General features: G+C 69.9%; 20 protein-coding genes. 13 read left to right on the top strand and 7 right to left on the bottom strand.

What is annotated here, in order from left to right; genetic code table 11:
- Positions 1-160 precede the first annotated feature (160 nt).
- From ACQEVG_RS04960 to ACQEVG_RS04940, 5 genes are all read right to left on the bottom strand, one after another.
- Positions 161-583, bottom strand: coding sequence for a PIN domain nuclease (locus ACQEVG_RS04960; protein ID WP_432977565.1), 423 nt, complete (start codon positions 581-583; stop codon positions 161-163).
- Positions 580-789: a type II toxin-antitoxin system VapB family antitoxin gene (locus ACQEVG_RS04955; RefSeq protein WP_432977562.1), complete on the bottom strand. Its 210-nt coding sequence runs from the start codon at positions 787-789 to the stop codon at positions 580-582. Before ACQEVG_RS04955 ends, ACQEVG_RS04960 begins: the two co-directional genes overlap by 4 nt.
- A 120-nt stretch (positions 790-909) precedes the next feature.
- A complete protein-coding gene (locus ACQEVG_RS04950) occupies positions 910-2,592 on the bottom strand; it encodes a thiamine pyrophosphate-binding protein (RefSeq protein WP_432977559.1) in 1,683 nt (560 codons plus the stop codon).
- Complete coding sequence (gene speB / locus ACQEVG_RS04945; RefSeq protein ID WP_360882833.1) at positions 2,589-3,557, bottom strand: agmatinase; 969 nt, start codon at positions 3,555-3,557, stop codon at positions 2,589-2,591. Before speB ends, ACQEVG_RS04950 begins: the two co-directional genes overlap by 4 nt.
- A gap of 43 nt (positions 3,558-3,600) precedes the next feature.
- Positions 3,601-5,070, bottom strand: coding sequence for a sodium:solute symporter (locus ACQEVG_RS04940; protein ID WP_432977555.1), 1,470 nt, complete (start codon positions 5,068-5,070; stop codon positions 3,601-3,603).
- 126 nt (positions 5,071-5,196) lie between these two features.
- Here ACQEVG_RS04940 and ACQEVG_RS04935 point away from each other — a divergent pair, with 126 nt between their 5' ends.
- The 3 genes from ACQEVG_RS04935 (at position 5,197) to ACQEVG_RS04925 (ending at position 8,811) form a co-directional block, all read left to right on the top strand.
- Positions 5,197-6,648 (top strand): PucR family transcriptional regulator, encoded by a 1,452-nt coding sequence (locus tag ACQEVG_RS04935; RefSeq protein ID WP_432977552.1) that lies wholly within the window; start codon positions 5,197-5,199, stop codon positions 6,646-6,648.
- Between the two features lie 110 nt (positions 6,649-6,758).
- Complete coding sequence (locus ACQEVG_RS04930; RefSeq protein ID WP_432977549.1) at positions 6,759-7,916, top strand: acyl-CoA dehydrogenase family protein; 1,158 nt, start codon at positions 6,759-6,761, stop codon at positions 7,914-7,916.
- A 34-nt stretch (positions 7,917-7,950) separates the two neighbouring features.
- On the top strand, positions 7,951-8,811 hold the full coding sequence (locus ACQEVG_RS04925; RefSeq protein WP_432977546.1) for an acyl-CoA thioesterase: 861 nt from the start codon (positions 7,951-7,953) through the stop codon (positions 8,809-8,811).
- Positions 8,812-8,838: 27 nt separating this feature from the next.
- On the opposite strand, the gene ACQEVG_RS04920 is transcribed toward ACQEVG_RS04925, so the two are convergent.
- Positions 8,839-9,618 carry a phosphatase gene (locus ACQEVG_RS04920; RefSeq protein ID WP_432977543.1) on the bottom strand — a complete coding sequence of 260 codons (780 nt, stop codon included), beginning with the start codon at positions 9,616-9,618 and terminating at the stop codon, positions 8,839-8,841.
- Between the two features lie 100 nt (positions 9,619-9,718).
- Positions 9,719-10,312 (bottom strand): SACE_7040 family transcriptional regulator, encoded by a 594-nt coding sequence (locus ACQEVG_RS04915; protein ID WP_432977540.1) that lies wholly within the window; start codon positions 10,310-10,312, stop codon positions 9,719-9,721.
- Between the two features lie 88 nt (positions 10,313-10,400).
- Here ACQEVG_RS04915 and ACQEVG_RS04910 point away from each other — a divergent pair, with 88 nt between their 5' ends.
- The 10 genes from ACQEVG_RS04910 (at position 10,401) to ACQEVG_RS04865 (ending at position 23,546) form a co-directional block, all read left to right on the top strand.
- The gene (locus tag ACQEVG_RS04910) at positions 10,401-12,017 is read left to right on the top strand and encodes a carboxyl transferase domain-containing protein (protein ID WP_432977537.1); all 1,617 of its coding nucleotides are present in this window, start codon (positions 10,401-10,403) and stop codon (positions 12,015-12,017) included.
- Positions 12,018-12,031: 14 nt separating this feature from the next.
- On the top strand, positions 12,032-14,203 hold the full coding sequence (locus tag ACQEVG_RS04905) for an acetyl-CoA carboxylase biotin carboxylase subunit (RefSeq protein ID WP_432977534.1): 2,172 nt from the start codon (positions 12,032-12,034) through the stop codon (positions 14,201-14,203).
- Positions 14,200-15,141 (top strand): hydroxymethylglutaryl-CoA lyase, encoded by a 942-nt coding sequence (locus ACQEVG_RS04900; RefSeq protein WP_432977531.1) that lies wholly within the window; start codon positions 14,200-14,202, stop codon positions 15,139-15,141. Before ACQEVG_RS04905 ends, ACQEVG_RS04900 begins: the two co-directional genes overlap by 4 nt.
- A gap of 2 nt (positions 15,142-15,143) precedes the next feature.
- Positions 15,144-16,304 (top strand): acyl-CoA dehydrogenase family protein, encoded by a 1,161-nt coding sequence (locus ACQEVG_RS04895; protein WP_432977528.1) that lies wholly within the window; start codon positions 15,144-15,146, stop codon positions 16,302-16,304.
- Between the two features lie 173 nt (positions 16,305-16,477).
- Positions 16,478-17,503, top strand: coding sequence for an ABC transporter substrate-binding protein (locus ACQEVG_RS04890; protein WP_432985070.1), 1,026 nt, complete (start codon positions 16,478-16,480; stop codon positions 17,501-17,503).
- Positions 17,504-17,505: 2 nt separating this feature from the next.
- Entirely contained in the window at positions 17,506-18,381 is an 876-nt protein-coding gene (locus ACQEVG_RS04885) for a siderophore-interacting protein (RefSeq protein ID WP_432977525.1), read from the top strand.
- Positions 18,382-18,501: 120 nt separating this feature from the next.
- A complete protein-coding gene (locus tag ACQEVG_RS04880) occupies positions 18,502-19,944 on the top strand; it encodes a pyridoxal phosphate-dependent decarboxylase family protein (protein WP_432977522.1) in 1,443 nt (480 codons plus the stop codon).
- A complete protein-coding gene (locus ACQEVG_RS04875) occupies positions 19,928-21,214 on the top strand; it encodes a lysine N(6)-hydroxylase/L-ornithine N(5)-oxygenase family protein (protein ID WP_432977519.1) in 1,287 nt (428 codons plus the stop codon). Before ACQEVG_RS04880 ends, ACQEVG_RS04875 begins: the two co-directional genes overlap by 17 nt.
- On the top strand, positions 21,211-21,768 hold the full coding sequence (locus tag ACQEVG_RS04870) for a GNAT family N-acetyltransferase (protein WP_432977516.1): 558 nt from the start codon (positions 21,211-21,213) through the stop codon (positions 21,766-21,768). The genes ACQEVG_RS04875 and ACQEVG_RS04870 overlap by 4 nt, the downstream gene beginning before the upstream one ends.
- On the top strand, positions 21,765-23,546 hold the full coding sequence (locus ACQEVG_RS04865) for an IucA/IucC family protein (RefSeq protein ID WP_432977513.1): 1,782 nt from the start codon (positions 21,765-21,767) through the stop codon (positions 23,544-23,546). Before ACQEVG_RS04870 ends, ACQEVG_RS04865 begins: the two co-directional genes overlap by 4 nt.
- Positions 23,547-23,567: the final 21 nt, after the last annotated feature.

Here is a 23,567-nt window from a genome sequence, read left to right as displayed (position 1 = left end):
CGGTTGCGCCGTCGATTCGCCCGACTACTAGCGGGCTCTGGCGCTGTACGAAGAGGCGGTGACGGGCCTGCGGACGGCCATGCGCAGGGACATCGGCAGCGCGCCTTCCGCCTGGCTCGCAGTCCGCCGAACAGCGCGGGGCTGCGAGGCGGCAGCCACCTTACAGCGCGGCGGGCCGCGCCACCCACATCGTGGGCTGATTGGTCGCTCTGGCCACGGTCTCGAAGTCGGCGTCGTAGTGGAGCACGGTGAGTCCGGACAGCTCCGCGGTGGCTGCCACGAGCAGGTCCACCGGTCCGGCGCTGCGATGTTCGCCCCGCTGCATCATCATCCGTTGCACGGTACGGGCCCGCCGGTATACGTCATCGGGTACGGGGACCCAGTTGAAGAGCTCGGCGAGGAGCTCCTCCTTGGCGATCCGGTCGCCCAGCGACTGCGCGGAGTAGAGCATCTCCATCTCGGTGATGTCACACAGGCCGATCACACCCTCGGCCAGATGCTCGCTCCAGCGCTCCCGCACCGCCTTGTTGGTCAGAATCCTGGCAGCGGCCGATGTGTCGATGAGGTGGGTGAGCGGACTCATCGACGGTAATTGCTCTTGTCCAGCAGGACGTCGAAGTCGCCTCGCTCACCCATCCCGGCGAGCTCCTCGAGCGCGTTCAGCCGCCGTCGGCGCTTCGCCACTTCGAGCAGGGCGGCGTTGACGGTGTCCTTCTTCGTTGTGGTGCCCAGTATCGACGCGGCCTCGCTCAGTGCGTCGTCGTCGACTTCCACGTAGAGATTCGACACGGCATATCCTCCATAGGTCATCAACATATGAAGCATGTATCGGTCACCCTATAAGGACAAAGGCCTGGCCCCGCTGCCCAGGGGGATGGGGCAGCGGGGCCAGGGATTCAGAGGGACGGCTCAGGCGTGCGTCGCGGCGAACATTCGCAGGAGTGCCGGGAGTACGACCACCGACGGGCCCGGCTCCATCAGCGCCTTGCCCAGGTCTTCCGTCAGGGACTCCGGGGTCGTACGAACCGCCGGCACCCCGAAGGACTCCGCCAGTGCCACGAAGTCCGGGCGGGACAGCTCCGTCGCCGTCGCCTCGCCGAACGCGTCCTCCATGTACTCGCGCAGGATGCCGTAGCCGCCGTCGTCCACGATCAGCCAGGTGACCGGGAGGTCGTACTGGCGGGCCGTCGCCAGCTCCGCGATCGAGTACATCGCGCCGCCGTCGCCCGAGACCGCGAGGACCGGGCGGGTGCGGTCCGCCGCCGCCGCGCCCAGGGCCGCCGGGAAGCCGTAGCCGAGGCCGCCCGCACCCTGGGCCGAGTGCATGGTGTTCGGGTGGCGGGCGTCGAAGGCCGACCAGGCCCAGTAGGCCAGGATCGTCATGTCCCAGAAGCTCGGCGAATCGTCGGGCAGGGCCTCCCGGACGGACGCGAGCACCTGCTGTTCCAGGGTGAGGGACTGGGAGTCGATGCGGGCACGGACCCCGGACAGGACCGTGCGGACCCGCTCCACCGCCGACTCGTCGGAGCGCTCCTCCACCGTCTCCAGCAGCGCCGACAGCGCGAGCCGCGCATCCGCGTGGATGCCGAGGCCCGGGTGGTTGGACTCCAGTTTGCCCGCGTCCGCCTCGATCTGGATGACCCGGCCGCGCGGCGCGAACGTGTGGTAGTTCGAGGACAGTTCGCCCAGGCCCGAGCCGACGACCAGCAGTACGTCCGCGGACTCCAGGAAGTCCGTGGTGTGGCGGTCCTCCAGCCAGGACTGGAGTGAGAGCGGGTGCTCCCACGGGAACGCGCCCTTACCGCCGAAGGTCGTGACGACCGGGGCGTGAAGTTTCTCGGCCAGCGCGAGCAGCTTGCCGGACGCGTCGGAGCGTACGACTCCGCCGCCCGCGATGATCGCCGGACGGGTGGCCCGGGACAGCAAGTCGGCCGCCACCGCGGTCAGTTCGGGGCGCGGTACGACCTCGTGCGGGGTCGCGTCCACCGCCGTGACGACCGGCAGTGTCGTCTCCGCCAGGAGGACGTCCTGAGGGATCTCCACCCACACCGGCCCGTGCGGAGCCGTCAGTGCCGACTGCCACGCCGCCGCGATCGCCGACGGGATCTGGGACTGCGTACGGGCCGTGTGGACCGACTTCACCACATCCCTGAACGACGCCTGCTGGTCGCGCAGTTCGTGAAGGTAGCCGTGGCGGCCGCCGCCGAGACCGGCGGTCGGAACCTGGCTGCCGATCGCGAGCACGGGCGCCGAGGCCGCGGCCGACTCCTGGAGCGCGGCGAGCGACATCAGCGCACCCGGGCCCGTGGAGAGCAGCAGCGGGGCCACTTCACCGGTCACTCGGCCGTACGCGTCGGCCGCGAAGCCCGCGTTGTTCTCGACGCGCAGTCCGATGTACTCCAGCTCCGAGCGGCGCAGCGCGTCGAACATGCCGAGCGCGTGCTGGCCGGGGAGGCCGAACACCGTGGTGGCACCCAGGCCGGCCAGGGTCTCGACGACGAGATCGCCGCCGTTGCGGCCGGGCGGAGGGGTCAGCGCGGCCGCCGTCTGTGCCTCGGTCGGGCGCAGTACGAGGTCGTGGTCGTGCGTCACTTGGCGCGGCCCTCCGCAATCTGGCGGGACATGATCGTCGTCAGCTCGTACGCCGTGTGCGACGCCGCGACCGAGGTGATCTCGGCGTGGTCGTACGCCGGCGCGACCTCGACGACGTCCGCCGAGACCAGGTTGCAGGAGGCCAGACCGCGCAGAATCTCCAGCAGTTCGCGGGAGGTCATGCCGCCCGCCTCGGGGGTGCCGGTGCCGGGGGCGTGGGCCGGGTCGAGACAGTCGATGTCGATGGAGATGTAGAGCGGGCGGTCACCGATGCGCTGGCGCAGCTGGTCGGCGACCTCGTCGGCGCCCCGGCGGTAGACGTCGGAGGAGGTGACGATGCCGAAGCCCATCTTCTCGTCGTCGGTCAGGTCCTGCTTGCCGTACAGCGGGCCGCGGATGCCCACATGGGACAGGGCGGAGGTGTCGAGGATGCCCTCCTCGACGGCCCGCCTGAAGGGAGTTCCATGGGTGTACTCCGCGCCGAAGTACGTGTCCCAGGTGTCCAGGTGCGCGTCGAAGTGCAGCAGCGCGACGGGGCCGTGCTTCTTGGCCACCGAGCGCAGCAGCGGGAGCGCGATGGTGTGGTCGCCGCCGAGCGTCATCATCCGCGCGCCGGTGCCGAGCAGGTCGTCGGCCGCGGCCTCGATCGTCTCGACGGCCTCGTTGATGTTGAACGGGTTCGCGGCGATGTCACCCGCGTCCGCGACCTGCGCGAGCGCGAAAGGCGATGCGTCCTGTGCCGGGTTGTACGGGCGCAGGAGCCTCGACGCCTCGCGGATGGCGTTACCGCCGAAGCGTGCGCCGGGACGGTAGGAGACCCCGGCGTCGAAGGGAACTCCGACGACGGCGACGTCGGCGCGGCCGACCTCGTCGAGCCGGGGCAGCCGGGCGAACGTCGCGGGTCCGGCGTACCGCGGAATACGGGACGAGTCGATCGGGCCGCGCGGCTGCTCGTTGCTGCTCATGTGAATTGCCTTCTTTCGTACGCTTCGTTGCGGTAATTCGACTTTAGCCCGGGACGGCCACTGGTTCGGCCGCGGCCTCTTCGTCCTCGGTGGACCGACCGGCCAGGCGCTCGCGCCAGTTGGCCAGGATCGCGGGGTCCGTCGGCTTGGTCGCGAGAGAGCCGATCACGTACGCCGCCAGCGACAGCAGCAGGCCGTAGTAGACGGGCTCGTTGGCGAGGATCCCGTACGTCGCCATCAGGCCGATGACCGCGAGGCCGCCGACGACCACCGAGGCGAGCGCGCCGTACACGGTGCCGCGCTTCCACAGCAGGCCGCCCAGGATGGGCACCAGCAGACCGCCGACGAGCAGGTTGTACGCAACGGTGAGCGCCTCGATGACGTTGTTGAGCGCGATGGCCGTACAGATCACCCCGACGCCCATGATCAGGATGAAGGCACGGTTGCCCTTCACCTCGTCGTGGTCGTTACCGCGCCGGGAGGCAACGCCGCGCAGTCGCGACCAGATGTCGTTGTTGGCGACGGTGGCGCAGGCGATGAGCGCGCCGGAGGAGGTGGACATGACGGCGGCGAGCGCCGCGGCCAGCACCAGACCGCGCACACCGATGGGCAGTTCGTCCTTGACGATGGTGGCGAAGGCGTCGTCGGCGTTGGGCAGCTTCGGGTAGAGGACCCGGGCGGCGGTGCCGATGACGGCGCCGGCCAGGGCGTAGACGAGGCAGTAGGTGCCGGCGACCGTGCCGCCGTAGCTCGCGACCTTGTCGCTGCGCGCCGTGAACACCCGCTGCCAGATGTCCTGGCCGATCAGCATGCCGAAGGTGTAGATCAGGACGTACGTGAAGATCGTCTCGCCGCCGATGCCCAGGGGAGAGAAGTACTCGGTGGGCAGCTGCGCCTTCATCTCGGCGAAACCGCCCGCCTTGACGACCGCGATCGGCAGCAGGAGCAGGAGCACGCCGACCGTCTTCACGACGAACTGCACCATGTCGGTGAGGGTGATCGACCACATGCCGCCGAGCGTCGAGTACGCGACGACGATGGCGCCGCCGAGGATGATCGAGGCGGTGCGGTTGATGTCGAAGAGGACGTCGAAGATGGTCGCGTACGCGATGGTCGAGGTGACCGCGAGCATCAGCGTGTACGCCCACATCACGACGCCCGAGATGAGGCCCGCCTTGCCGCCGTAGCGCAGGTCGAGCATCTCGGAGACGGTGTACACCTTGAGGCGGGCGATGCGGGCCGAGAAGAAGATGCTCAGCGCCAGCAGGCCGAGGCCGATGGCGAAGACCATCCAGGCACCCGAAAGGCCGTACTTGTAGCCGAGGCCCACGCCGCCGATGGTGGAGGCGCCGCCGAGGACGATGGCGGCCATGGTGCCGGAGTACATCGTGGGGCCGAGGCGGCGGCCCGCGACCAGGAACTCGCTCTTGGACTTGGCGCGGCGCATGCCCCACCAGCCCATGCCGAGCATGCCGGCCAGATAGACAACGATCACTGCGTAGTCGACAGCCATCGGCTTTCCTTCCGTCTCGTCCCCCGGGGTTCTCAGGTCTTGTGTCTGACGACGCTAGGTGGCCGGAAAGAAACGCTGAAGTGTACGTTTCATCCATTGTTGATACCGCCTATGGATGGACTGTCCATGCCGGAGACCGCCGCAGCCCCGCCCACCCCACCGATCCCTCTCGTCGCACTGCTCGGCCGCGAGGAACTGGGCCTGCGGCAGATCGCCGGGCCGGTGGAGGCGGGCGCCGCGGTGCACATGGTGCACACCTCCGAGATGGAGGATCCCTATCCGTATCTGCTCGGCGGGGAGCTGCTGCTGAGCGCGGGCGTGCTGCTGAAGGACCCCGACAGATATGTGTCACGCATCGTGCAGGCGGGCGCGACGGCGCTGGGCTTCGGTCTTGCGCCGGTCTACGACACGGTGCCCGCGGCCCTGATCGAGGCGTGCGACCGGCATGGGCTGCCGCTGCTGGAGGTGCCGCCGCAGACCACGTTCACGGCGGTGGCGCGGGCGGTGTGGCGGCTGATGGCGGAGGCACGCCACCGGGAACTGCGCCGGGTGACCCAGGCCCAGCAGGGCCTCGCCGCGGCGGCGGCCCGCCCGGACCCGGTCCCGGCGGTCCTGCAGCAACTGGCGTCCCGCCTGGAGGGCCGGGCGGTCCTGCTGGGCCCGGACGCCGCGGAACTGTCCTCGGCGGGCCGCGCGCCCGTCCCGGAGGCGGCGGCGGCGCTGACGCGCCTGGCGCGCGTGGTGAACCCGCCGTCGGGCGGCACGGAAGGGCCCGCGCCCGCGTCCGCCAGTGACAGCATCCCGGGCGCGCATCTCGCCGCATACGCCCTCGGGGGCAGCCAGGGGTTCACCCTCGGGCTTGCCACCCCCGCGCGGGAGGCCGGGGATCACACCGTCGCCGGGGTCGCCGTCGTGCTGCTCTCGTTGCTGACCGCGCCCCACCAGGGCACCAACGGCAGCGGGCGCAGTGCCGCACTCGTACGGCTGCTGCTCGGCGCCGGGCCCGCCGAGGCCGCGCGGCTACTGGGGGCCGAGCGGTGGACCGTCGTGCACGCGCGTGGCGGCCGCGGCACCCGCCTGGACGCGTCCGCGCTCGGCGCCGCCCTCGGCAGCGCACTCGTCGACCCCGCCGACGACGGGACCGTACGCATCCTGCTCCCCGCCGACCACGAGGTCACCCCGCAGCCGGGCTGGATCCTCGGCGTCAGCGCCCCCGTGAGCCCGCAGGAACTTCCCGCCGCCGACACCCAGGCGGCCAGAGCGGTGCACCGCGCCGCGGCCACCCGTACCGACCTGGTCAGACACCGCGGGACCTCGCTGTCCGCGCTGCTCTCCCCGGAGGAGGCCGCTGCCCACGCCCGCCTGCGGCTCGCCCCTCTCGCGGACTCCCCCGCCCTGCTCGACACCCTGCGCAACTGGCTTTCACTGCACGGCAGCTGGGACCGCACCGCCGCCGCGATGGAGGTCCACCGCAACACCGTCCGCCAGCGCATCGCCCGCTGCGCGACGCTGCTGGAGGAGGACCTGGACGATCCGGACGTACGGATGGAGTTGTGGTTCGCGCTGCGCTCGCTGTGACGCGGATGACCACTCGCGCCCCTGGACAGCCCTTGCGACTGCCCGGTAACTTAGAGCTGAGCAAGCGCTTAGACAGCGCAGCGTACCCACATAGTCACGAGGAGGCGTCCGTGCGCCGTACCGTTTTCAACGAGGACCACGAGGCGTTCCGCGAGACCATACGCGCCTTCATCGAGGCCGAGGTCGTTCCCGTCTACGACGAGTGGTTCGCGGCCGGCCAGGCGCCCCGCGACTTCTACTACAAGCTCGGTGAGCTGGGCATCTTCGGCATCAACGTCCCCGAGGAATTCGGTGGCGCAGGGCTGGACACGCACAAGTTCGAGGCCGTGCTCTACGAGGAGACCTCGCGCGCGGGCGTCAACTTCGGCGGCTCCGGCGTACACGTGCTGCTCGCTCTCCCCTACATCAAGCTGCTCGCCACCGACGAGCAGAAGAAGAACTACCTGCCGAAGTTCGTCACCGGCGAGGAGATGTGGGCGCTGGCGATGACCGAGCCGGGCACCGGCTCCGACGTCGCGGGCATGAAGACCACCGCCAAGCTCTCCGAGGACGGCACGCACTACGTCCTCAACGGCGCCAAGACCTTCATCACCGGTGGTGTGCACGCCGACCGCGTGATCGTGTGCGCGCGTACCTCCGCCCCGCGCGAGGACGACCGCCGCTTCGGCATCTCGCTGTTCGCGGTGGACACCAAGTCGGAGGGCTACTCGGTCGGCCGCAAGCTGGACAAGCTCGGCCTGCGCACCTCCGACACCGCCGAACTGGCCTTCGTCGACGTCAAGGTCCCGGTCGAGGACCTGCTCGGCGAGGAGAACAAGGGCTTCTACTACCTCGGCCAGAACCTGCCGTCCGAGCGCTGGGGAATCGCGTTCGGCGCGTACGGGCAGGCCAAGGCCGCCGTCCGGTTCGCCCAGCAGTACGTGCAGGAGCGCACGGTCTTCGGCAAGCCGGTCGCGTCGTTCCAGAACACCAAGTTCGAGCTGGCCGCCTGCCAGGCCGAGGTGGACGCCGCCGAGGCCGTCGCCGACCGTGCCCTGGAGGCGCTGGACGCGGGCGAGCTGTCCGCCGCCGAGGCCGCGTCCGCGAAGCTGTTCTGCACCGAGGTCGCCCACCGCGTCATCGACAAGTGCCTCCAGCTGCACGGCGGTTACGGCTACATGAACGAGTACCCCATAGCCCGGCTGTACGCCGACAACCGTGTCAACCGCATCTACGGCGGCACCAGCGAGGTCATGAAGTCGATCATCGCGAAGTCCATGGGCCTGTAAGGCAGTTGCGTAAGCATTCAACTACCTTCACTCCATGAGCTCAGCACTTGACGCCCTGCTCGATCTGCTCGACCTCGAGCGGATCGAGCAGGACATCTTCCGGGGGCGGTCGCGCTCCGCCCTCGTACCGCGCGTCTTCGGTGGCCAGGTCGCCGCGCAGGCGCTGGTCGCCGCGGGCCGCACCGTCCCCGAGGACCGCACGGCCCACTCCCTGCACGCGTACTTCCTTCGCATGGGCGACCCCGGGGCGCCGATCGTCTACACGGTCGACCGCATCCGCGACGGCCGCTCGTTCACCACACGCCGGGTCGTCGCCGTCCAGCACGGCCAGCCGATCTTCCATCTCTCGGCGTCCTTCCAGACGTACGAGGAGGGCCTGGAGCACCAGACGGCGATGCCGTCCGCGCCGGCTCCGGAGACGCTGCCGACCGCGGCGGAGATGCTGCCCCGCCATCTGCCACCGGACGTCGCCAAGCGGCTGGTGGAGGCGCGGGCCGCGGTGGATCTGCGCTATGCCGACGTGCCCCCGTGGGGCAGCGTCGGACAGCCGCGGGAGCCGCGCTCGCAGGTGTGGTTCCGTACGAACGGCAAGCTTGCCGACGACCCCCTGCTGCACGTCTGCCTCGCCACATACGTCTCGGACATGACGCTGCTCGACTCGGTGCTGCTGGCGCACGGGCGCGGCGGCTGGGCCCTCGGCGACGTGGTGGGCGCGTCGCTGGACCACGCGATGTGGTTCCACCGGCCTTTCAGGGCGGACGAATGGCTGCTGTACGACCAGGAGTCGCCCTCGACGTCCGGCGGCCGGGGCCTGGGGCAGGCCCGGATCTACACGCAGGACGGGCGTCTTGCGATCACGGTCATCCAGGAGGGCCTGGTGCGCGTCCCCCGCTGACGGGTCGGCGCGTCCCCCGCCGATGGGTCAGGCGAGTCCCGCCTCGCCCAGCAGATAGGCGGTCAGGGGGTCGTAGTAGCGCGGGTCGGTGACATGGTCGTCGAGCGGCACGGTCACCTGGATGGTCCCTTCGGCCTCGCCGATGAACAGCGCCGGGTCGTTGCTGTCCGCGTACCCGACCGAGTCCAGGCCGCGCTGCCCCGCGCAGCCGGCCCAGCCGTGGTCGGCGACCACGAGGTCGGGCTGGGGTCTGCCGTCCCGCTCCAGGCCGTCCAGGATCGCGGCCATGGGCGCCGGGGAGTGCGTGTGCCACAGGGTCGCGCCGCGCTCCAGCATCGCGACGTCCGCGAACTGGAAGACCATGCCCTCGTCCGCCGTGAGCCCGCCCGGAATCCTTACGATCTCGCACCCGGCCGCCCGCAGCGCGTCAGCCGTCTGCCGGTGCACGTCCAGCAGCCCGCCCGGATGCCCGGTCGCGAACAGCACCCGCTCCTGAGCGGCGGCCGCCTTGCGCAGCCGCGCGGCGAGCCGTTCCAGCGCGTCGACGGTCAGCTCCGGGTCGATGGTGTCCTGCCCGCTCCGGTGCTCGGGGTCGTCGCTGACACCGCACCGCTCGGCCATCACTGCCAGTACGTCCTGCTCATCGGTCCAGCGGTCCCCGAGCTCCAGGCCGAGCCAGTAGTGGCGGTCGCCGTTGGCGAGCTTGCGGTAGTGGGAGAGGTTGTTGTCGCGGGGGGTGGCGACGTCTCCGGCGATACGTGAGCGGACGAGATGATCGACGAGGGCGGCACGGCTGGATATCGGCATGCAGCCCATTGTGCCGTCAGGTGCCCGCCCGGCACCCGGCGTCCCGAACCCTGGACGTGTCGCGCGCGGACCTGCGGCGCGCCACGGGTGGAACCCGCCGTCAGCCCGTGAGCGAGGCGAAGGCACCGTGCGCCAGACGGCGCAGCAGCATCTCCGTCGCCGCGCGGCCCGGCAGTCCGCTGCCGTACGAGCCCAGGTGGGGCGTCGAGTTGAGCAGGCCGAAGACCGCGTGGACCGCCGCGCGGGCTTCCGATTCCGCGACCTCCGGGTGCACCTCACGGACCGCCGTGACCCACAGTTCGACGTACTGCCGCTGAAGCTGACGCACCAGCTTGCGGTCGGTGTCCCGCAGGCGGTCCAGCTCCCGGTCGTGCAGGGTGATCAGTGGACGGTCGTCGAGCGCGAAGTCGATGTGACCGTCGATGAGGGAGGCCAGCAGCACCTCGGGGTCGGCCGCCGCCTCCTCGACCCGCAGCCGGCCGCCGCTCAGCAGGCGCTCGCTGATGCCCACGAGCAGTTCCGCGAGCATCGCGTCCTTGCCCGGGAAATGGCGGTACAGACCCGGGCCGCTGATACCGACCGCGGCTCCTATCTCGTCGACCCCCACGCCGTGGAAGCCGCGCTCGGCGAAGAGGCGCGCGGCCTCCTTGAGGATCTGCTCGCGTCGCGTCGGTGCCGCGGTCCTGGTGCTCATGAGAATTCATTCTAGACAGAGGTGTTAGCGGTCGTTAACCTAGATGAAACACGTTAACGCTCATTAACCGAGCAAGGGAGCTCGAGCGATGCAGCAGGCACCTGTGCTGGCGAGCGCGGCAGATCCCGCCTCCCCGGCCTGGCAGGCCAATGAGGCGGCGCACCAGGAGCTGGCCGACGCCCTGCGCGCCAGGCTCGCCGCGGCCCGCGAGGGCGGTGGCGAGAAGGCCCGCGCGCGCCACACCGCGCGCGGAAAGCTGCTGCCGCGCGACCGCGTGGACACCCTCCTCGACCCGGGCTCGCCCTTCCTGGAGCTGGCGCCCCTCGCGGCCGAGGGGATGTACGGGGGCCAGGCCCCGGCGGCAGGCGTCATCGCGGGCATCGGCCGGGTCAGCGGCCGCGAGGTCGTCGTCGTCGCCAATGACGCCACCGTCAAGGGCGGCACGTACTACCCGATGACGGTCAAGAAGCATCTGCGCGCCCAGGAGGTGGCGCTGGAGAACCGCCTGCCGTGCGTCTATCTCGTCGACTCCGGCGGAGCCTTCCTGCCCATGCAGGACGAGGTCTTCCCCGACCGCGAGCACTTCGGACGGATCTTCTACAACCAGGCCCGGATGTCCGGCGCCGGCATCCCCCAGATCGCCGCGGTCCTCGGCTCCTGCACGGCCGGCGGGGCGTACGTCCCGGCGATGAGCGACGAGGCCGTCATCGTGCGCAACCAGGGCACGATCTTCCTCGGCGGCCCGCCCCTCGTGAAGGCCGCGACCGGCGAGGTCGTCACGGCCGAGGAACTCGGCGGCGGCGAGGTCCACTCCCGCGTCTCCGGCGTCACCGACCATCTCGCCGAGGACGACGCCCACGCGCTGCGGATCGTACGGAACATCGTGGCGACGCTCCCCGGGCGCGGCCCGCTGCCCTGGTCGGTCGAGCCGGCCGAGGAGCCCAAGGTCGACCCCGCCGGGCTGTACGGCGCGGTGCCGGTGGACTCCCGCACCCCCTATGACGTACGCGAAGTGATCGCCCGGGTCGTCGACGCCTCCCGGTTCCAGGAGTTCAAGGCCGAGTTCGGACAGACCCTCATCACCGGCTTCGCCCGCATCCACGGCCACCCCGTCGGCATCGTCGCCAACAACGGCATTCTGTTCTCCGAATCCGCCCAGAAGGGCGCGCACTTCATCGAACTGTGCGACCAGCGCGGCATCCCCCTGCTCTTCCTGCAGAACATCTCGGGCTTCATGGTCGGCCGGGACTACGAGGCGGGCGGCATCGCCAAGCACGGAGCCAAGATGGTCACGGCGGTGGCCTGCACGCGCGTGCCGAAGCTGACGGTCGTCATCGGCGGTTCGTACGGCGCGGGGAACTACTCGATGTGCGGCCGGGCGTACTCCCCGCGCTTCCTGTGGATGTGGCCCAACGCCAAGATCTCGGTGATGGGCGGCGAGCAGGCCGCCTCGGTGCTGGCCACGGTGAAGCGCGACCAGCTGGAGGGCCGCGGCGATCAGTGGTCCGCGGAGGACGAAGAGGCCTTCAAGAGCCCGATCCGGGCCCAGTACGAGACCCAGGGCAATGCGTACTACGCGACGGCCCGGCTCTGGGACGACGGTGTGATCGATCCGATGGAGACCCGCCAGGTGCTTGGTCTCGCGCTCACGGCCTGCGCCAATGCCCCGTTGACCGACCCCGCCTTCGGCGTCTTCCGGATGTGAGACGGACCATGACGATGTTCAGCACAGTACTGGTCGCCAACCGGGGCGAGATCGCGGTGCGCGTCATCCGCACTCTGCGCGCGATGGGCGTCCGCTCGGTCGCCGTCTTCAGCGACGCGGACGCGGATGCCCGGCATGTACGGGAGGCGGACACCGCGGTCCGCATCGGCCCCGCACCCGCGGCCGAGAGCTATCTCTCGGTGGAACGCCTGCTGGAGGCGGCGGCCCGCACGGGCGCGGAAGCGGTCCACCCGGGCTACGGCTTCCTCGCGGAGAACGCGGGCTTCGCGCAGGCCTGCGCGGATGCGGGCCTGGTCTTCATCGGCCCGTCCGCCGAAGCCATCTCCCTGATGGGCGACAAGATCCGCGCGAAGGAGACGGTGCGGGCCGCGGGGGTGCCGGTGGTGCCCGGCTCCTCGGGATCGGGCCTGACCGACGATCAACTGGCCGATGCCGCACGGGAGATCGGCATGCCGGTGCTGCTGAAGCCCTCGGCGGGCGGCGGCGGCAAGGGCATGCGGCTCACCCGGGTCGAATCGGCGCTGCTCGAGGAGATCGCGGCCGCCCGCCGCGAGGCGCGCGCCTCGTTCGGCGACGACACGCTGCTCGTGGAGCGGTGGATCGACCGGCCCCGGCACATCGAGATCCAGGTCCTGGCGGACGGCCATGGCCATGTGGTCCATCTCGGCGAGCGCGAATGCTCCTTGCAGCGCCGCCACCAGAAGATCATCGAGGAGGCGCCGTCCGTTCTGCTCGACGAGAAGACCCGCGCCGCGATGGGCGAGGCGGCGGTCCAGGCCGCCCGCTCGTGCGGCTACCGGGGCGTGGGCACGGTCGAGTTCATCGTCCCGGGCAATGACCCGTCCGCGTACTACTTCATGGAGATGAACACCCGCCTCCAGGTCGAGCACCCGGTGACGGAGCTCATCACCGGCCTTGACCTGGTGGAGTGGCAGCTCCGGGTCGCGGCGGGCGAGCAACTGCCGTTCGCCCAGGAGGACATCACGCTCACGGGCCATGCGATCGAGGCCCGTATCTGCGCGGAGGACCCGGCGCGGGGCTTCCTGCCCTCCGGCGGCACGGTGCTCGCGCTGCACGAGCCGCAAGGTGACGGTGTGCGCACCGACTCGGGCCTCACCGAGGGCACGGAGGTCGGCAGCCTCTACGACCCGATGCTTTCGAAGGTCATCGCGTACGGCCCGGACCGCGCGACGGCGCTGCGCCGGCTGCGGGCGGCCCTCGCGGACACGGTGACGCTCGGCGTCCCGACGAACGCGGGCTTCCTGCGGCGGCTGCTCGCCCATCCGGCCGTGGTCGCGGGCGACTTGGACACGGGGCTGGTGGAGCGGGAGGGGCCGGGCCTGGTGCCGGAGGGGGTGCCCGACGAGGTGTACGCGACGGCGGCGCTGCTGGCGCAGGGGGAGTTCCCCCACCACCCTGCCGGGGGCTGGACGGACCCCTTCGGCGTGGCCAACGGCTGGCGCCTGGGCGGCGTCCCCGCCTGGACGGTCCACGACTTCCGGGTACCGGGCCACGACCCGGTGACGATTCGCGTGCGCGGCAAAGCGACGGCCGCGGAACTCCTGCCCGGCGCGCCCGGCGGGGCGGAGGCAGCGCCCGGCGGGGCGGAGGCGGCAGTCTCCGCTGCCCCCCTTCCGGGGGGCCATGGGGCAGCGCCCCGGTCCGCGGCCGGCGGCGAAGCCGCACCGGACCGGGGGGCCGCGGGCCTGTCCCCGGTTCAAGGAGGGAGCGGGGTGGGGGAAGAAGTCCCCGCCCGCACCCGGCTCGTCCACGCCGCCCAGGGCCACGTCACCGTCGAACTCGACGGCGTCACCCACACCTTCACCCACGCCCCCTCCCCGGAGGGGACCTGGCTCGGGCGGGACGGCGACACCTGGCACGTCCTGGACCACGACCCCGTCGAGGCGAGCCTCACCGGCGCCGCCCGGGCCGGTGCGGACACGCTCGCCGCGCCCATGCCCGGCACCGTCACCGTCGTCAAGGTCGCCGTCGGGGACGAGGTCGACGCGGGCCAGAGCCTGCTTGTCGTCGAGGCGATGAAGATGGAGCACGTCATCTCCGCCCCGCACGCCGGCACCGTCACCGAGCTCGATGTCGCACCCGGCACGACCGTGGCCATGGACCAGGTCCTGGCGGTTGTCACCCCGAGGGAGGAGGAGGCATGACCGACGGGCTGCCCATGGAGGTCCCCGCGGGGGATCTGCCGCCCCGCGTCCGTATCCACGAGGTCGGCGCCCGCGACGGGCTGCAGAACGAGCAGTCGGTGGTCCCCACCGAGGTCAAGGCGGAGTTCATCCACCGGCTCGCCGACGCCGGGCTGACCACGATCGAGGCCACCAGCTTTGTGCACCCCAAGTGGGTGCCCCAACTCGCGGACGCCGAGCAGCTGTTCCCCCTCCTCGGCGACATCGGCGGCGTCGCCCTGCCCGTCCTCGTGCCGAACGAACGCGGCCTGGAGCGGGCCACCGCCCTCGGTGCGCGCCGGATCGCCGTGTTCGGATCCGCGACCGAGACCTTCGCGCGGCGCAATCTCAACCGCAGCGTCGACGAGTCGCTCGCCATGTTCGAGCCGGTCGTCGCCAAGGCGCGCGACGACAAGATCCATGTCCGCGGCTATCTCTCGATGTGCTTCGGCGACCCGTGGGAGGGCCCGGTCCCGGTCCACCAGGTCGTGCGGGTGGCCAGAGCGCTCATGGATCTCGGCTGCGACGAGCTGAGCCTCGGCGACACCATCGGTGTGGCCACGCCCGGCCATGTGCTGGCCCTCCTGGCGCAGCTCAACGAGGAGGGCGTGCCCACCAGCGCCATCGGTGTGCACTTCCACGACACCTACGGCCAGGCCCTCGCCAACACCCTCGCCGCACTCCAGCACGGAGTGAGAACCGTGGACGCCTCCGCGGGCGGCCTCGGCGGCTGCCCGTACGCGAGGAGCGCGACCGGAAACCTCGCCACCGAAGACCTCGTGTGGATGCTCCACGGCCTCGGCATCGAGACCGGGGTCGACCTTGGCCGGCTCACCGCCACCAGCGTGTGGATGGCCGAACAGCTGGGTCGTCCCAGCCCCTCCCGCACCGTGCGTGCCCTCTCCCACAAGGAGTCGTAGCAATGTCGCTCGACCATCGCCTCACCCCTGAACACGAGGAACTGCGCCGCACCGTCGAGGCGTTCGCGCACGACGTCGTCGCGCCGAAGATCGGCGACTTCTACGAGCGCCATGAGTTCCCGTACGAGATCGTCCGCGAGATGGGCCGCATGGGCCTGTTCGGACTGCCCTTCCCCGAGGAGTACGGCGGCATGGGCGGCGACTATCTCGCCCTCGGCATCGCCCTGGAGGAGCTGGCCCGCGTCGACTCGTCCGTCGCGATCACCCTGGAGGCGGGTGTCTCGCTGGGCGCGATGCCCGTGTACCGCTTCGGCACCGAGGAGCAGAAGCAGGAGTGGCTGCCCCGGCTCTGCTCCGGCGAGCTGCTCGGCGCGTTCGGGCTGACCGAGCCCGGCGCCGGCTCGGACGCGGGCGGCACGCGGACGACGGCCGTCCGCGACGGCGACGAGTGGGTGATCAACGGCTCGAAGTGCTTCATCACCAACTCCGGCACGGACATCACCGGACTGGTCACGGTCACCGCGGTCACCGGTCGCACGCCCGAGGGCAAGCCGCTGATCTCCTCGATCATCGTCCCGTCCGGCACTCCCGGCTTCACGGTCGCGGCCCCGTACTCCAAGGTCGGGTGGAATGCCTCGGACACGCGGGAGCTGTCCTTCGACGACGTCCGGGTACCGCTGGCCAATCTGCTGGGCGAAGAGGGCCGTGGATACGCCCAGTTCCTGCGCATCCTCGACGAGGGCCGGATCGCCATCTCGGCGCTGGCGACCGGGCTCGCGCAGGGCTGTGTGGACGAGTCCGTGAAGTACGCCAAGGAGCGGCACGCGTTCGGACGGCCGATCGGTGACAACCAGGCCATCCAGTTCAAGATCGCCGACATGGAGATGCGGGCGCACATGGCCCGGGTCGGCTGGCGGGACGCGGCCTCGCGTCTGGTGCTGGGCGAGCCGTTCAAGAAGGAGGCGGCGCTCGCCAAGCTGTACTCCTCCACGGTCGCGGTGGACAACGCCCGGGAGGCCACCCAGATCCACGGCGGCTACGGCTTCATGAATGAGTACCCGGTGGCCAGGATGTGGCGCGACTCGAAGATTCTGGAGATCGGCGAGGGCACCAGCGAGGTGCAACGGATGCTGATCGCCAGGGAGTTGGGCCTGACCGGCTGAGGCCGTCAGGTAGGGGGACGGCCGGCTTCGGGTCGTCCCCGGTGCGGTCTTGGGCCCCCCGACCACCGGACGTGCCTGGTTTCCGGCTACCCACTGGACAGGAGATAAGGTTAGGCTAACCTAGCTTCGAACTGCCAGTGGCCGAACCGGCACGTACGAAAGCGGACATCATCATGCCCAACGCCCGCCCCTCCCATCTCACCCGTCGCGGCCTGCTCGCCGTCGGCAGCGCTCTTGGGCTCGGCGCCGCGCTGGCCGCCTGCGGCAGCGGGGACACAAAGGACGGCACGGGCAAGGCCGCCGACAAGTCCGGCCCCTGGTCCTTCAAGGACGACCGCGGCACGGATGTGAAGCTGAAGTCCACGCCGAAGAACATCGTCGCCTTCACCGGCACCGCCGCCGCGCTCCACGACTACGGCGTCGAGGTCAAGGGCGTGTTCGGCCCGACCAAGACCAAGGACGACAAGCCCGACGTCCAGGCCGGCGACCTCGACATCACCAAGGTCGAGATCCTCGGCAACGTCTACGGCAAATTCAACATCGAGCAGTACGCGGCGCTCAACCCCGAGCTGCTCATCACCAACATGTGGGCCAAGAACGACCCGTGGTACGTCCCGCCGCAGTCCAAGGACAAGATCATGAAGCTGGCCCCCAGCGTTCTGCTGTGGGCGGCCGAGACCACCATGGCCAAGGCCCTGCAGCGCCACGCCGAGCTCGCCGAGTCGCTCGGCGGTGACGTCAGGGGCAAGAAGGCGACCGATGCCAAGGCCCGTTTCGAGAAGGCCGCGGCCCGGCTGCGCGCCGCCGCCAAGGCCCGGCCGGACATCAAGGTCCTGATCGGATCCGGCAGCCAGGACCTGCTCTATGTCTCCGTGCCGAAGATGTCCGCCGACACCCTGTACTTCCAGGAGCTGGGCGTGAAGTTCGTCGAGCCCAAGCCGAACGCACAGGGCTTCTTCGAGGAGCTCAGCTGGGAGAACGCCGGCAAGTACGGCGCCGATCTCATCATCCTGGACAACCGCACCGGAACCCTGCAGGCCGAGTCGCTGAAGAGCAAGCCGACCTGGGCCGGGCTGCCCGCCGTCAAGGCCGGTCAGGTCATCCCGCGCGTCACCGAGCCGATCTACTCCTACGACAAGTGCGCGCCGATCCTCGAGGACCTGGCCAAGGCCGTCGAGACCGCGAAGAAGGTCGCCTGACCATGACGACAACGGCCGAGCTCGCCCCGTTCCGCTTCTTCGACCTGCGGGTTGTACGGACCAGGCGGCTCGGCCCGTCCATGGTCCGCATCACGTTCGCGGGAGAGGACCTCAAGGACTTCGCCGCCGGAGGCCGCGACCAGTCCCTCTCGCTGTTTCTGCCGCACCCGGGCCAGCAGGCCCCGGTCGTGCCCGTGGACGCGGGCGACGGCAGTGCGATATTCGCGGCCTGGCGCGCGCTGCCCGACGACGTACGGGCCGTGATGCGCTCGTACACGGTGCGGGAGCAGCGCCGGGACCCCGATGAGGTCGACATCGACTTCGCCCTCCACACGGTGACATCCGCCGCTGACGCGGAGGGCGTCGGGCCCGCCTGCCGCTGGGCCCAACAGGCCGCGCCCGGGCACCGCGTGATGGTGCTCGGCCCCGCGATCGCCGAGAACACCGCCGTACGCTTCCGGCCGCCAAAGGACACCGACTGGGTGCTGATCTGGGCCGACGAGACGGCCCTGCCGGCCGCCGCGGCGATCCTGGAGTGGCTGCCCGCCGGGACGAAGGCCCGGGTCTGGCTGGAGGTGCCGCACTCCGAGGACCGCCAGGATCTGAAGACGGCGGCGGACGCCCGCATCACCTGGCTGGTACGGGAGGAGGGCGCGCCCTCCGCCCTGGAGGCGGTCAGCGGGGCCGAGTTGCCCGAGGGCACTCCGTACGCCTGGATCGCGGGCGAGTCGGGCAGCGTGAAGGCGCTGCGCCGTCATCTGGTGCGTGAGCGTGAACTCGACCGCCGCCGCGTGACGTTCGTCGGCTACTGGCGGCGCGGTGTGAGCGAGGACGGCCTGCGCGAGGAAGCCACGGCACAAGAGTCCTCCGACATGTGAACCACGGCGAGCAAGCCGTGCCCCGAGGGGGGCAGGCCCACTGGTGAAGTAACTTAGGTTAGGCTAACCTAAGTTCACATTCAGCCTTCGCCCCCCTCGCTTGTCCGGAGGACATTTGCCATGCGCTCGCACCTGCTCAATGACGTAACGGCGGAGAGTTACCGGCGCTCCGTGACCGAAGGAGTCGAGCGGGTGGCGAACCGACTCGCCACAACCCGGCGGCCGTTCACCGGCGTGAGTGCCGACGATCTCGCTCCGGTGATCTCCGCGGTCGACCTCGACCAGCCGCTCGGCGACGCCTCCGCCGCGCTCGACGAGCTGGAGCGGGTCTATCTGCAGGACGCCGTCTACTTCCACCACCCCCGCTACCTCGGCCACCTCAACTGCCCGGTCGTCATCCCGGCCGTCCTCGGCGAGGCCGTGCTCTCCGCGGTCAACTCCTCGCTGGACACCTGGGACCAGAGCGCCGGCGGCACCCTCATCGAGCGCCGCCTCATCGACTGGACCGCGCAGCGCATCGGCCTCGGTGCCGCCGCCGACGGGGTCTTCACCAGCGGCGGAACCCAGTCCAACCTCCAGGCGCTGCTGCTCGCCCGCGAGGAGGCCAAGACGGCGGACCTCGCGAGACTGCGCATCTTCACCTCCGAGTGCAGCCATTTCAGCGTGCAGAAGTCGGCCACGCTCCTGGGCCTCGGCCGTGAGGCCGTCGTGTCGATCCCGGTCGACCGCAACAAGCGGATGCAGACCGTCGCACTCGCCGCCGAGCTGGCCCGCTGCTCGCGCGAGGGCCTGGTCCCGATGGCAGTTGTGGCGACCGCCGGTACCACCGACTTCGGCTCCATCGACCCGCTGCCCGAGATCGCCGAGCTGGCGCAGGAGTACGGGGCCTGGATGCATGTGGACGCCGCGTACGGCTGCGGGCTGCTGGTCTCCCCCAGCCGCCGCCATCTCCTGGACGGCATCGAGCACGCCGACTCGGTCACCGTCGACTACCACAAGTCCTTCTTCCAGCCGGTGAGTTCGTCCGCCGTGCTGGTGCGGGACGCGGCCACGCTCGGCCATGCCACGTACCACGCGGACTACCTCAACCCGCGGCGCACCGCCGAGGAGGGCATCCCCAACCAGGTCGACAAGTCCCTGCAGACCACGCGCCGCTTCGACGCGCTGAAGCTGTGGATGACGCTGCGCGTGATGGGCGCGGACGGCGTCGGGCAGCTCTTCGACGAGGTCTGCGAGCTGGCCGGGGCGGGCTGGGAGCTGCTGGCCGCCGACCCGCGCTACGAGGTGGTCGTCCAACCGCAGCTGTCGACGCTGGTCTACCGCTACATCCCCGAGGCCGTCACCAGCCCCACGCTGATCGACCGGGCCAATCTGTACGCCCGCAAGGCGCTGTTCGCGTCCGGTGAGGCGGTGGTGGCCGGGACGAAGGTCGGCGGCCGCCAGTACCTGAAGTTCACCTTGCTCAACCCCGAGACGACGACCCAAGACATCGCCGCCGTACTCGATCTGATCGCCGGCCATGCCGAGCAGTACCTGGGAGAGAACCTTGTCCACGCCTCTTGAGTCCCATGAGTCTCTTGAGCCCCTCGATTTCATCGGCATCGGGCTCGGGCCCTTCAACCTCGGCCTCGCCTGCCTGACCGAGCCGATCGGCGAACTGGACGGCCTCTTCCTGGAGTCCAAGCCGGACTTCGAATGGCACTCGGGCATGTTCCTGGAAGGCGCCCACCTCCAGACTCCGTTCATGTCGGACCTGGTCACCCTCGCCGACCCCACGTCCCCGTACTCCTTCCTCAACTATCTGAAGGAATCGGGACGGCTGTACTCCTTCTACATCCGCGAGAACTTCTATCCGCTGCGGACCGAGTACAACGACTACTGCCGCTGGGCCGCCGCCAAGCTGAGCTCCGTGCGCTTCAGCACGACGGTCGAACGGGTCGAGTACGAGAACGAGCTGTACGTCGTCCACACCACGGCCGGCGAGCGGTTCCGCGCCCGCCGCCTCGTCCTGGGCACCGGCACCCCGCCGTACATACCCGAGTCCTGCCAGGGACTCGACGGCGACTTCCTGCACAACTCGCGCTACCTCGACCACAAGGAGGCGCTGCAGCAGAAGGAGTCGATCACCCTCGTCGGCAGCGGGCAGAGCGCCGCGGAGATCTACTACGACCTGCTCTCCGAGATCGACGTGCACGGCTACCGGCTCAACTGGGTCACCCGCTCCCCGCGGTTCTTCCCGCTGGAGTACACCAAGCTGACGCTGGAGATGACGTCTCCGGAGTACATCGACTACTTCCACGCGCTGCCCCAGGCCACCCGCTACCGCCTGGAGTCGCAGCAGAAGGGCCTGTTCAAGGGCATCGACGGGGAGCTGATCGACTCGATCTTCGATCTGCTCTACCAGAAGAACCTCAAGGGTCCGGTGCCCACCAGACTGCTCACCAACTCCGCTCTGCACAGTGCGAGTTACGGCGAGGACGGGATGTACACCCTGGGACTGCGCCAGGAGGAGCAGGGCAAGGACTTCGAGCTGCGAACCTCCGGCCTGATCCTGGCCACCGGCTACCGATACGTCACCCCGCAGTTCCTTCAGCCGGTGCGCGACCGGATCCGCTGGGACGGCCAGGGGCGCTTCGACGTCGCCCGCAACTACGCGATCGACACGGCCGGACGCGAGATCTTCCTGCAGAACGCGGGCGTGCACACGCACTCCATCACCTCGCCCGATCTGGGCATGGGTGCGTACCGCAACGCCTACATCATCGGCGAGCTGCTGGGGTCCGAGTACTACCCCGTCGAAAAGTCCATCGCGTTCCAGGAGTTCTCGGTATGACCTTCACCGTCCGCCCCCTCGACCCTTCCCCCGACTTCGTCGGTGAGACCTCTGTTTCCGACTGCGAGCTGGTCCACGGGTGGGTCACCCACCCCAAGGCCGCCTTCTGGCTGATGCAGGACGCGAAACTTGAGGACGTCGAGCGCGAGTACATGGCGATCACCGCCCATGAGCACCACGACGCATTCATCGGGCTGAAGGACGGTGTGCCCGTCTTCCTGATGGAGCGCTACAACCCGGCGGAGGTGGAGCTGAAGGGCCTGTACGACGCCCGGCCCGGCGATGTCGGGATGCACTTCCTGGTCGCGCCGACCGACACCCCCGTGCACGGCTTCACCCGCGCCGTGATCACCGCGGTGATGGAGACGCTGTTCGCCGACCCGGCCACCGAGCGTGTCGTCGTCGAACCGGACGTGCGCAACAAAGCCGTGCACGCGCTCAACGAGGCCGTCGGCTTCGTACCCGCACGAGAGATCAAAAAGCCGGAGAAGGACGCCCTGCTGAGCTTCTGCACCCGCACCCAGTTCGAGACAGCTCGAGGAGTGACGGCATGAACCTGTCCCAGGCCGTATCGCACCTGACCCCCGAGCTGTGGGAGAAGGCCAACCGGCAGCTCATACGCAAGGCGCTGGCGGAGTTCTCGCACGAGCGGCTGCTGACCCCGGAGTCTCTTGGCGAGGACCGCTACCGGGTCCTCAGCGACGACTCCGCCACCGAATACCGTTTCACCGCCCGCCGGTTCGCGCTCGACCACTGGCAGGTACTCGCCGACTCCATCACCCGGCACCGGGACGGCGCGTACCAGCCCCTGGACGCGCTGGAGTTCTTCATCGAGCTGCGCACCTCGCTCGGCCTGAGCGATGCGGTACTGCCGGTCTATCTGGAGGAGATCTCCTCCACGCTCTCCGGCACCGCGTACAAACTGGCCAAGAAGCCGGTGACCTCCGCCGAGCTGGCCAGGTCCGGGTTCCAGGCCATCGAGACCGGCATGACCGAGGGCCATCCCTGCTTCGTCGCCAACAACGGCAGGCTCGGCTTCGGGGTGCACGAATACCTCTCGTACGCTCCCGAGACGGCCGCCGAGGTGCGCCTGGTCTGGCTCGCCGCCCACCGCGACCGGGCCACCTTCACCTCGGGCGCCGGACTGGACTACGAGTCGTTGGTGCGCGCCGAACTCGGCGAGGCGGCCCTGGCCCGCTTCGGCGGGCAGCTGAACGCGCTGGGCCTCGACCTCGCCGACTACTTCCTGCTGCCCGTCCACCCCTGGCAGTGGTGGAACAAGATCTCCGTCACCTTCGCCGCCGAGGTCGCCCAGCAGCGCCTGGTCTGCCTCGGCACGGGCGACGACGAGTATCTGGCGCAGCAGTCGATCCGCACCTTCTTCAATGCGAGCGCCCCGGCGAAGCACTACGTAAAGACCGCGTTGTCCGTTCTCAACATGGGCTTCATGCGGGGCCTTTCCGCCGCGTACATGGAGGCGACCCCGGCGATCAACGACTGGCTCGCGGGCCTGATCGAGCGCGACGACGTCTTCAGGGCGGCCCGCTTCTCGATCATCAAGGAGCGGGCGGCGATCGGCTACCACCACCGCCAGTACGAGCGGGCGACCGACCGCTACTCCCCGTACCGCAAAATGCTCGCCGCGCTCTGGCGGGAGAGCCCGGTGCCCCAGCTGCTGGAGGGCGAGCGGCTGGCGACCATGGCGTCGCTGCTGCATGTGGACCACGAGGGCGCGTCGTTCGCGGGCGCGCTGATCGACGAGTCGGGCGTGGGCCCTGTCGACTGGCTGCGCGGCTATCTGGACGCGTACCTCACGCCCGTACTGCACAGCTTCTACGCGTACGACCTGGTCTTCATGCCGCACGGCGAGAACGTCATCCTCGTCATCGGCGAGGACGGCACGGTCCAGCGGGCGATCTTCAAGGACATCGCCGAGGAGATAGTGGTGATGGACCCGGACGCGGTGCTGCCTCCTGCGGTCGAACGGATCCGCGCGGACGTGCCCGAGGACATGAGGCTGCTGTCGATCCTCACGGATGTCTTCGACTGTTTCTTCCGCTTCCTGGGGGCGGTGCTGGTGACGGAGGAGCGGCTGGACGAGGAGACGTTCTGGCGGACGGTGGCGGAGAGCGTCCGCGGGTACCAGGAGTCGGTGCCGCATCTCGCGGACAGGTTCAGTGAGTACGACATGTTCGCGGGCGAGTTCGCGCTCTCCTGCCTGAACCGGCTCCAGCTGCGGAACAACGAGCAGATGGTGGACCTCGCGGATCCGTCGGGCGCGCTGCAACTGGTCGGCGCGCTGGAGAACCCGATCGCGCGGTTCGCGCACTGAGCGGGGGCGGGCGCGCCGGTG

Origin of the sequence: Streptomyces sp. CA-135486, assembly GCF_050936555.1 — a bacterium.
Lineage (GTDB): Bacteria > Actinomycetota > Actinomycetes > Streptomycetales > Streptomycetaceae > Streptomyces.
The sequence above is the reverse complement of the archived record's forward strand: the minus strand, read 5'-3'. Positions and strand labels throughout refer to the sequence as shown.

Excerpts from the sequence above, each read along its gene's own strand:
- ACQEVG_RS04960 (WP_432977565.1), bottom strand. The coding sequence starts at position 583 with ATGAGTCCGCTCACCCACCTCATCGACACATCGGCCGCTGCCAGGATT.
- speB (WP_360882833.1), bottom strand. The coding sequence starts at position 3,557 with ATGAGCAGCAACGAGCAGCCGCGCGGCCCGATCGACTCGTCCCGTATT.
- ACQEVG_RS04940 (WP_432977555.1), bottom strand. The coding sequence starts at position 5,070 with ATGGCTGTCGACTACGCAGTGATCGTTGTCTATCTGGCCGGCATGCTC.
- ACQEVG_RS04935 (WP_432977552.1), top strand. The coding sequence starts at position 5,197 with ATGCCGGAGACCGCCGCAGCCCCGCCCACCCCACCGATCCCTCTCGTC.
- ACQEVG_RS04925 (WP_432977546.1), top strand. The coding sequence starts at position 7,951 with ATGAGCTCAGCACTTGACGCCCTGCTCGATCTGCTCGACCTCGAGCGG.
- ACQEVG_RS04920 (WP_432977543.1), bottom strand. The coding sequence starts at position 9,618 with ATGCCGATATCCAGCCGTGCCGCCCTCGTCGATCATCTCGTCCGCTCA.
- ACQEVG_RS04915 (WP_432977540.1), bottom strand. The coding sequence starts at position 10,312 with ATGAGCACCAGGACCGCGGCACCGACGCGACGCGAGCAGATCCTCAAG.
- ACQEVG_RS04910 (WP_432977537.1), top strand. The coding sequence starts at position 10,401 with ATGCAGCAGGCACCTGTGCTGGCGAGCGCGGCAGATCCCGCCTCCCCG.
- ACQEVG_RS04905 (WP_432977534.1), top strand. The coding sequence starts at position 12,032 with ATGTTCAGCACAGTACTGGTCGCCAACCGGGGCGAGATCGCGGTGCGC.
- ACQEVG_RS04900 (WP_432977531.1), top strand. The coding sequence starts at position 14,200 with ATGACCGACGGGCTGCCCATGGAGGTCCCCGCGGGGGATCTGCCGCCC.
- ACQEVG_RS04895 (WP_432977528.1), top strand. The coding sequence starts at position 15,144 with ATGTCGCTCGACCATCGCCTCACCCCTGAACACGAGGAACTGCGCCGC.
- ACQEVG_RS04890 (WP_432985070.1), top strand. The coding sequence starts at position 16,478 with ATGCCCAACGCCCGCCCCTCCCATCTCACCCGTCGCGGCCTGCTCGCC.
- ACQEVG_RS04885 (WP_432977525.1), top strand. The coding sequence starts at position 17,506 with ATGACGACAACGGCCGAGCTCGCCCCGTTCCGCTTCTTCGACCTGCGG.
- ACQEVG_RS04880 (WP_432977522.1), top strand. The coding sequence starts at position 18,502 with ATGCGCTCGCACCTGCTCAATGACGTAACGGCGGAGAGTTACCGGCGC.
- ACQEVG_RS04870 (WP_432977516.1), top strand. The coding sequence starts at position 21,211 with ATGACCTTCACCGTCCGCCCCCTCGACCCTTCCCCCGACTTCGTCGGT.
- ACQEVG_RS04865 (WP_432977513.1), top strand. The coding sequence starts at position 21,765 with ATGAACCTGTCCCAGGCCGTATCGCACCTGACCCCCGAGCTGTGGGAG.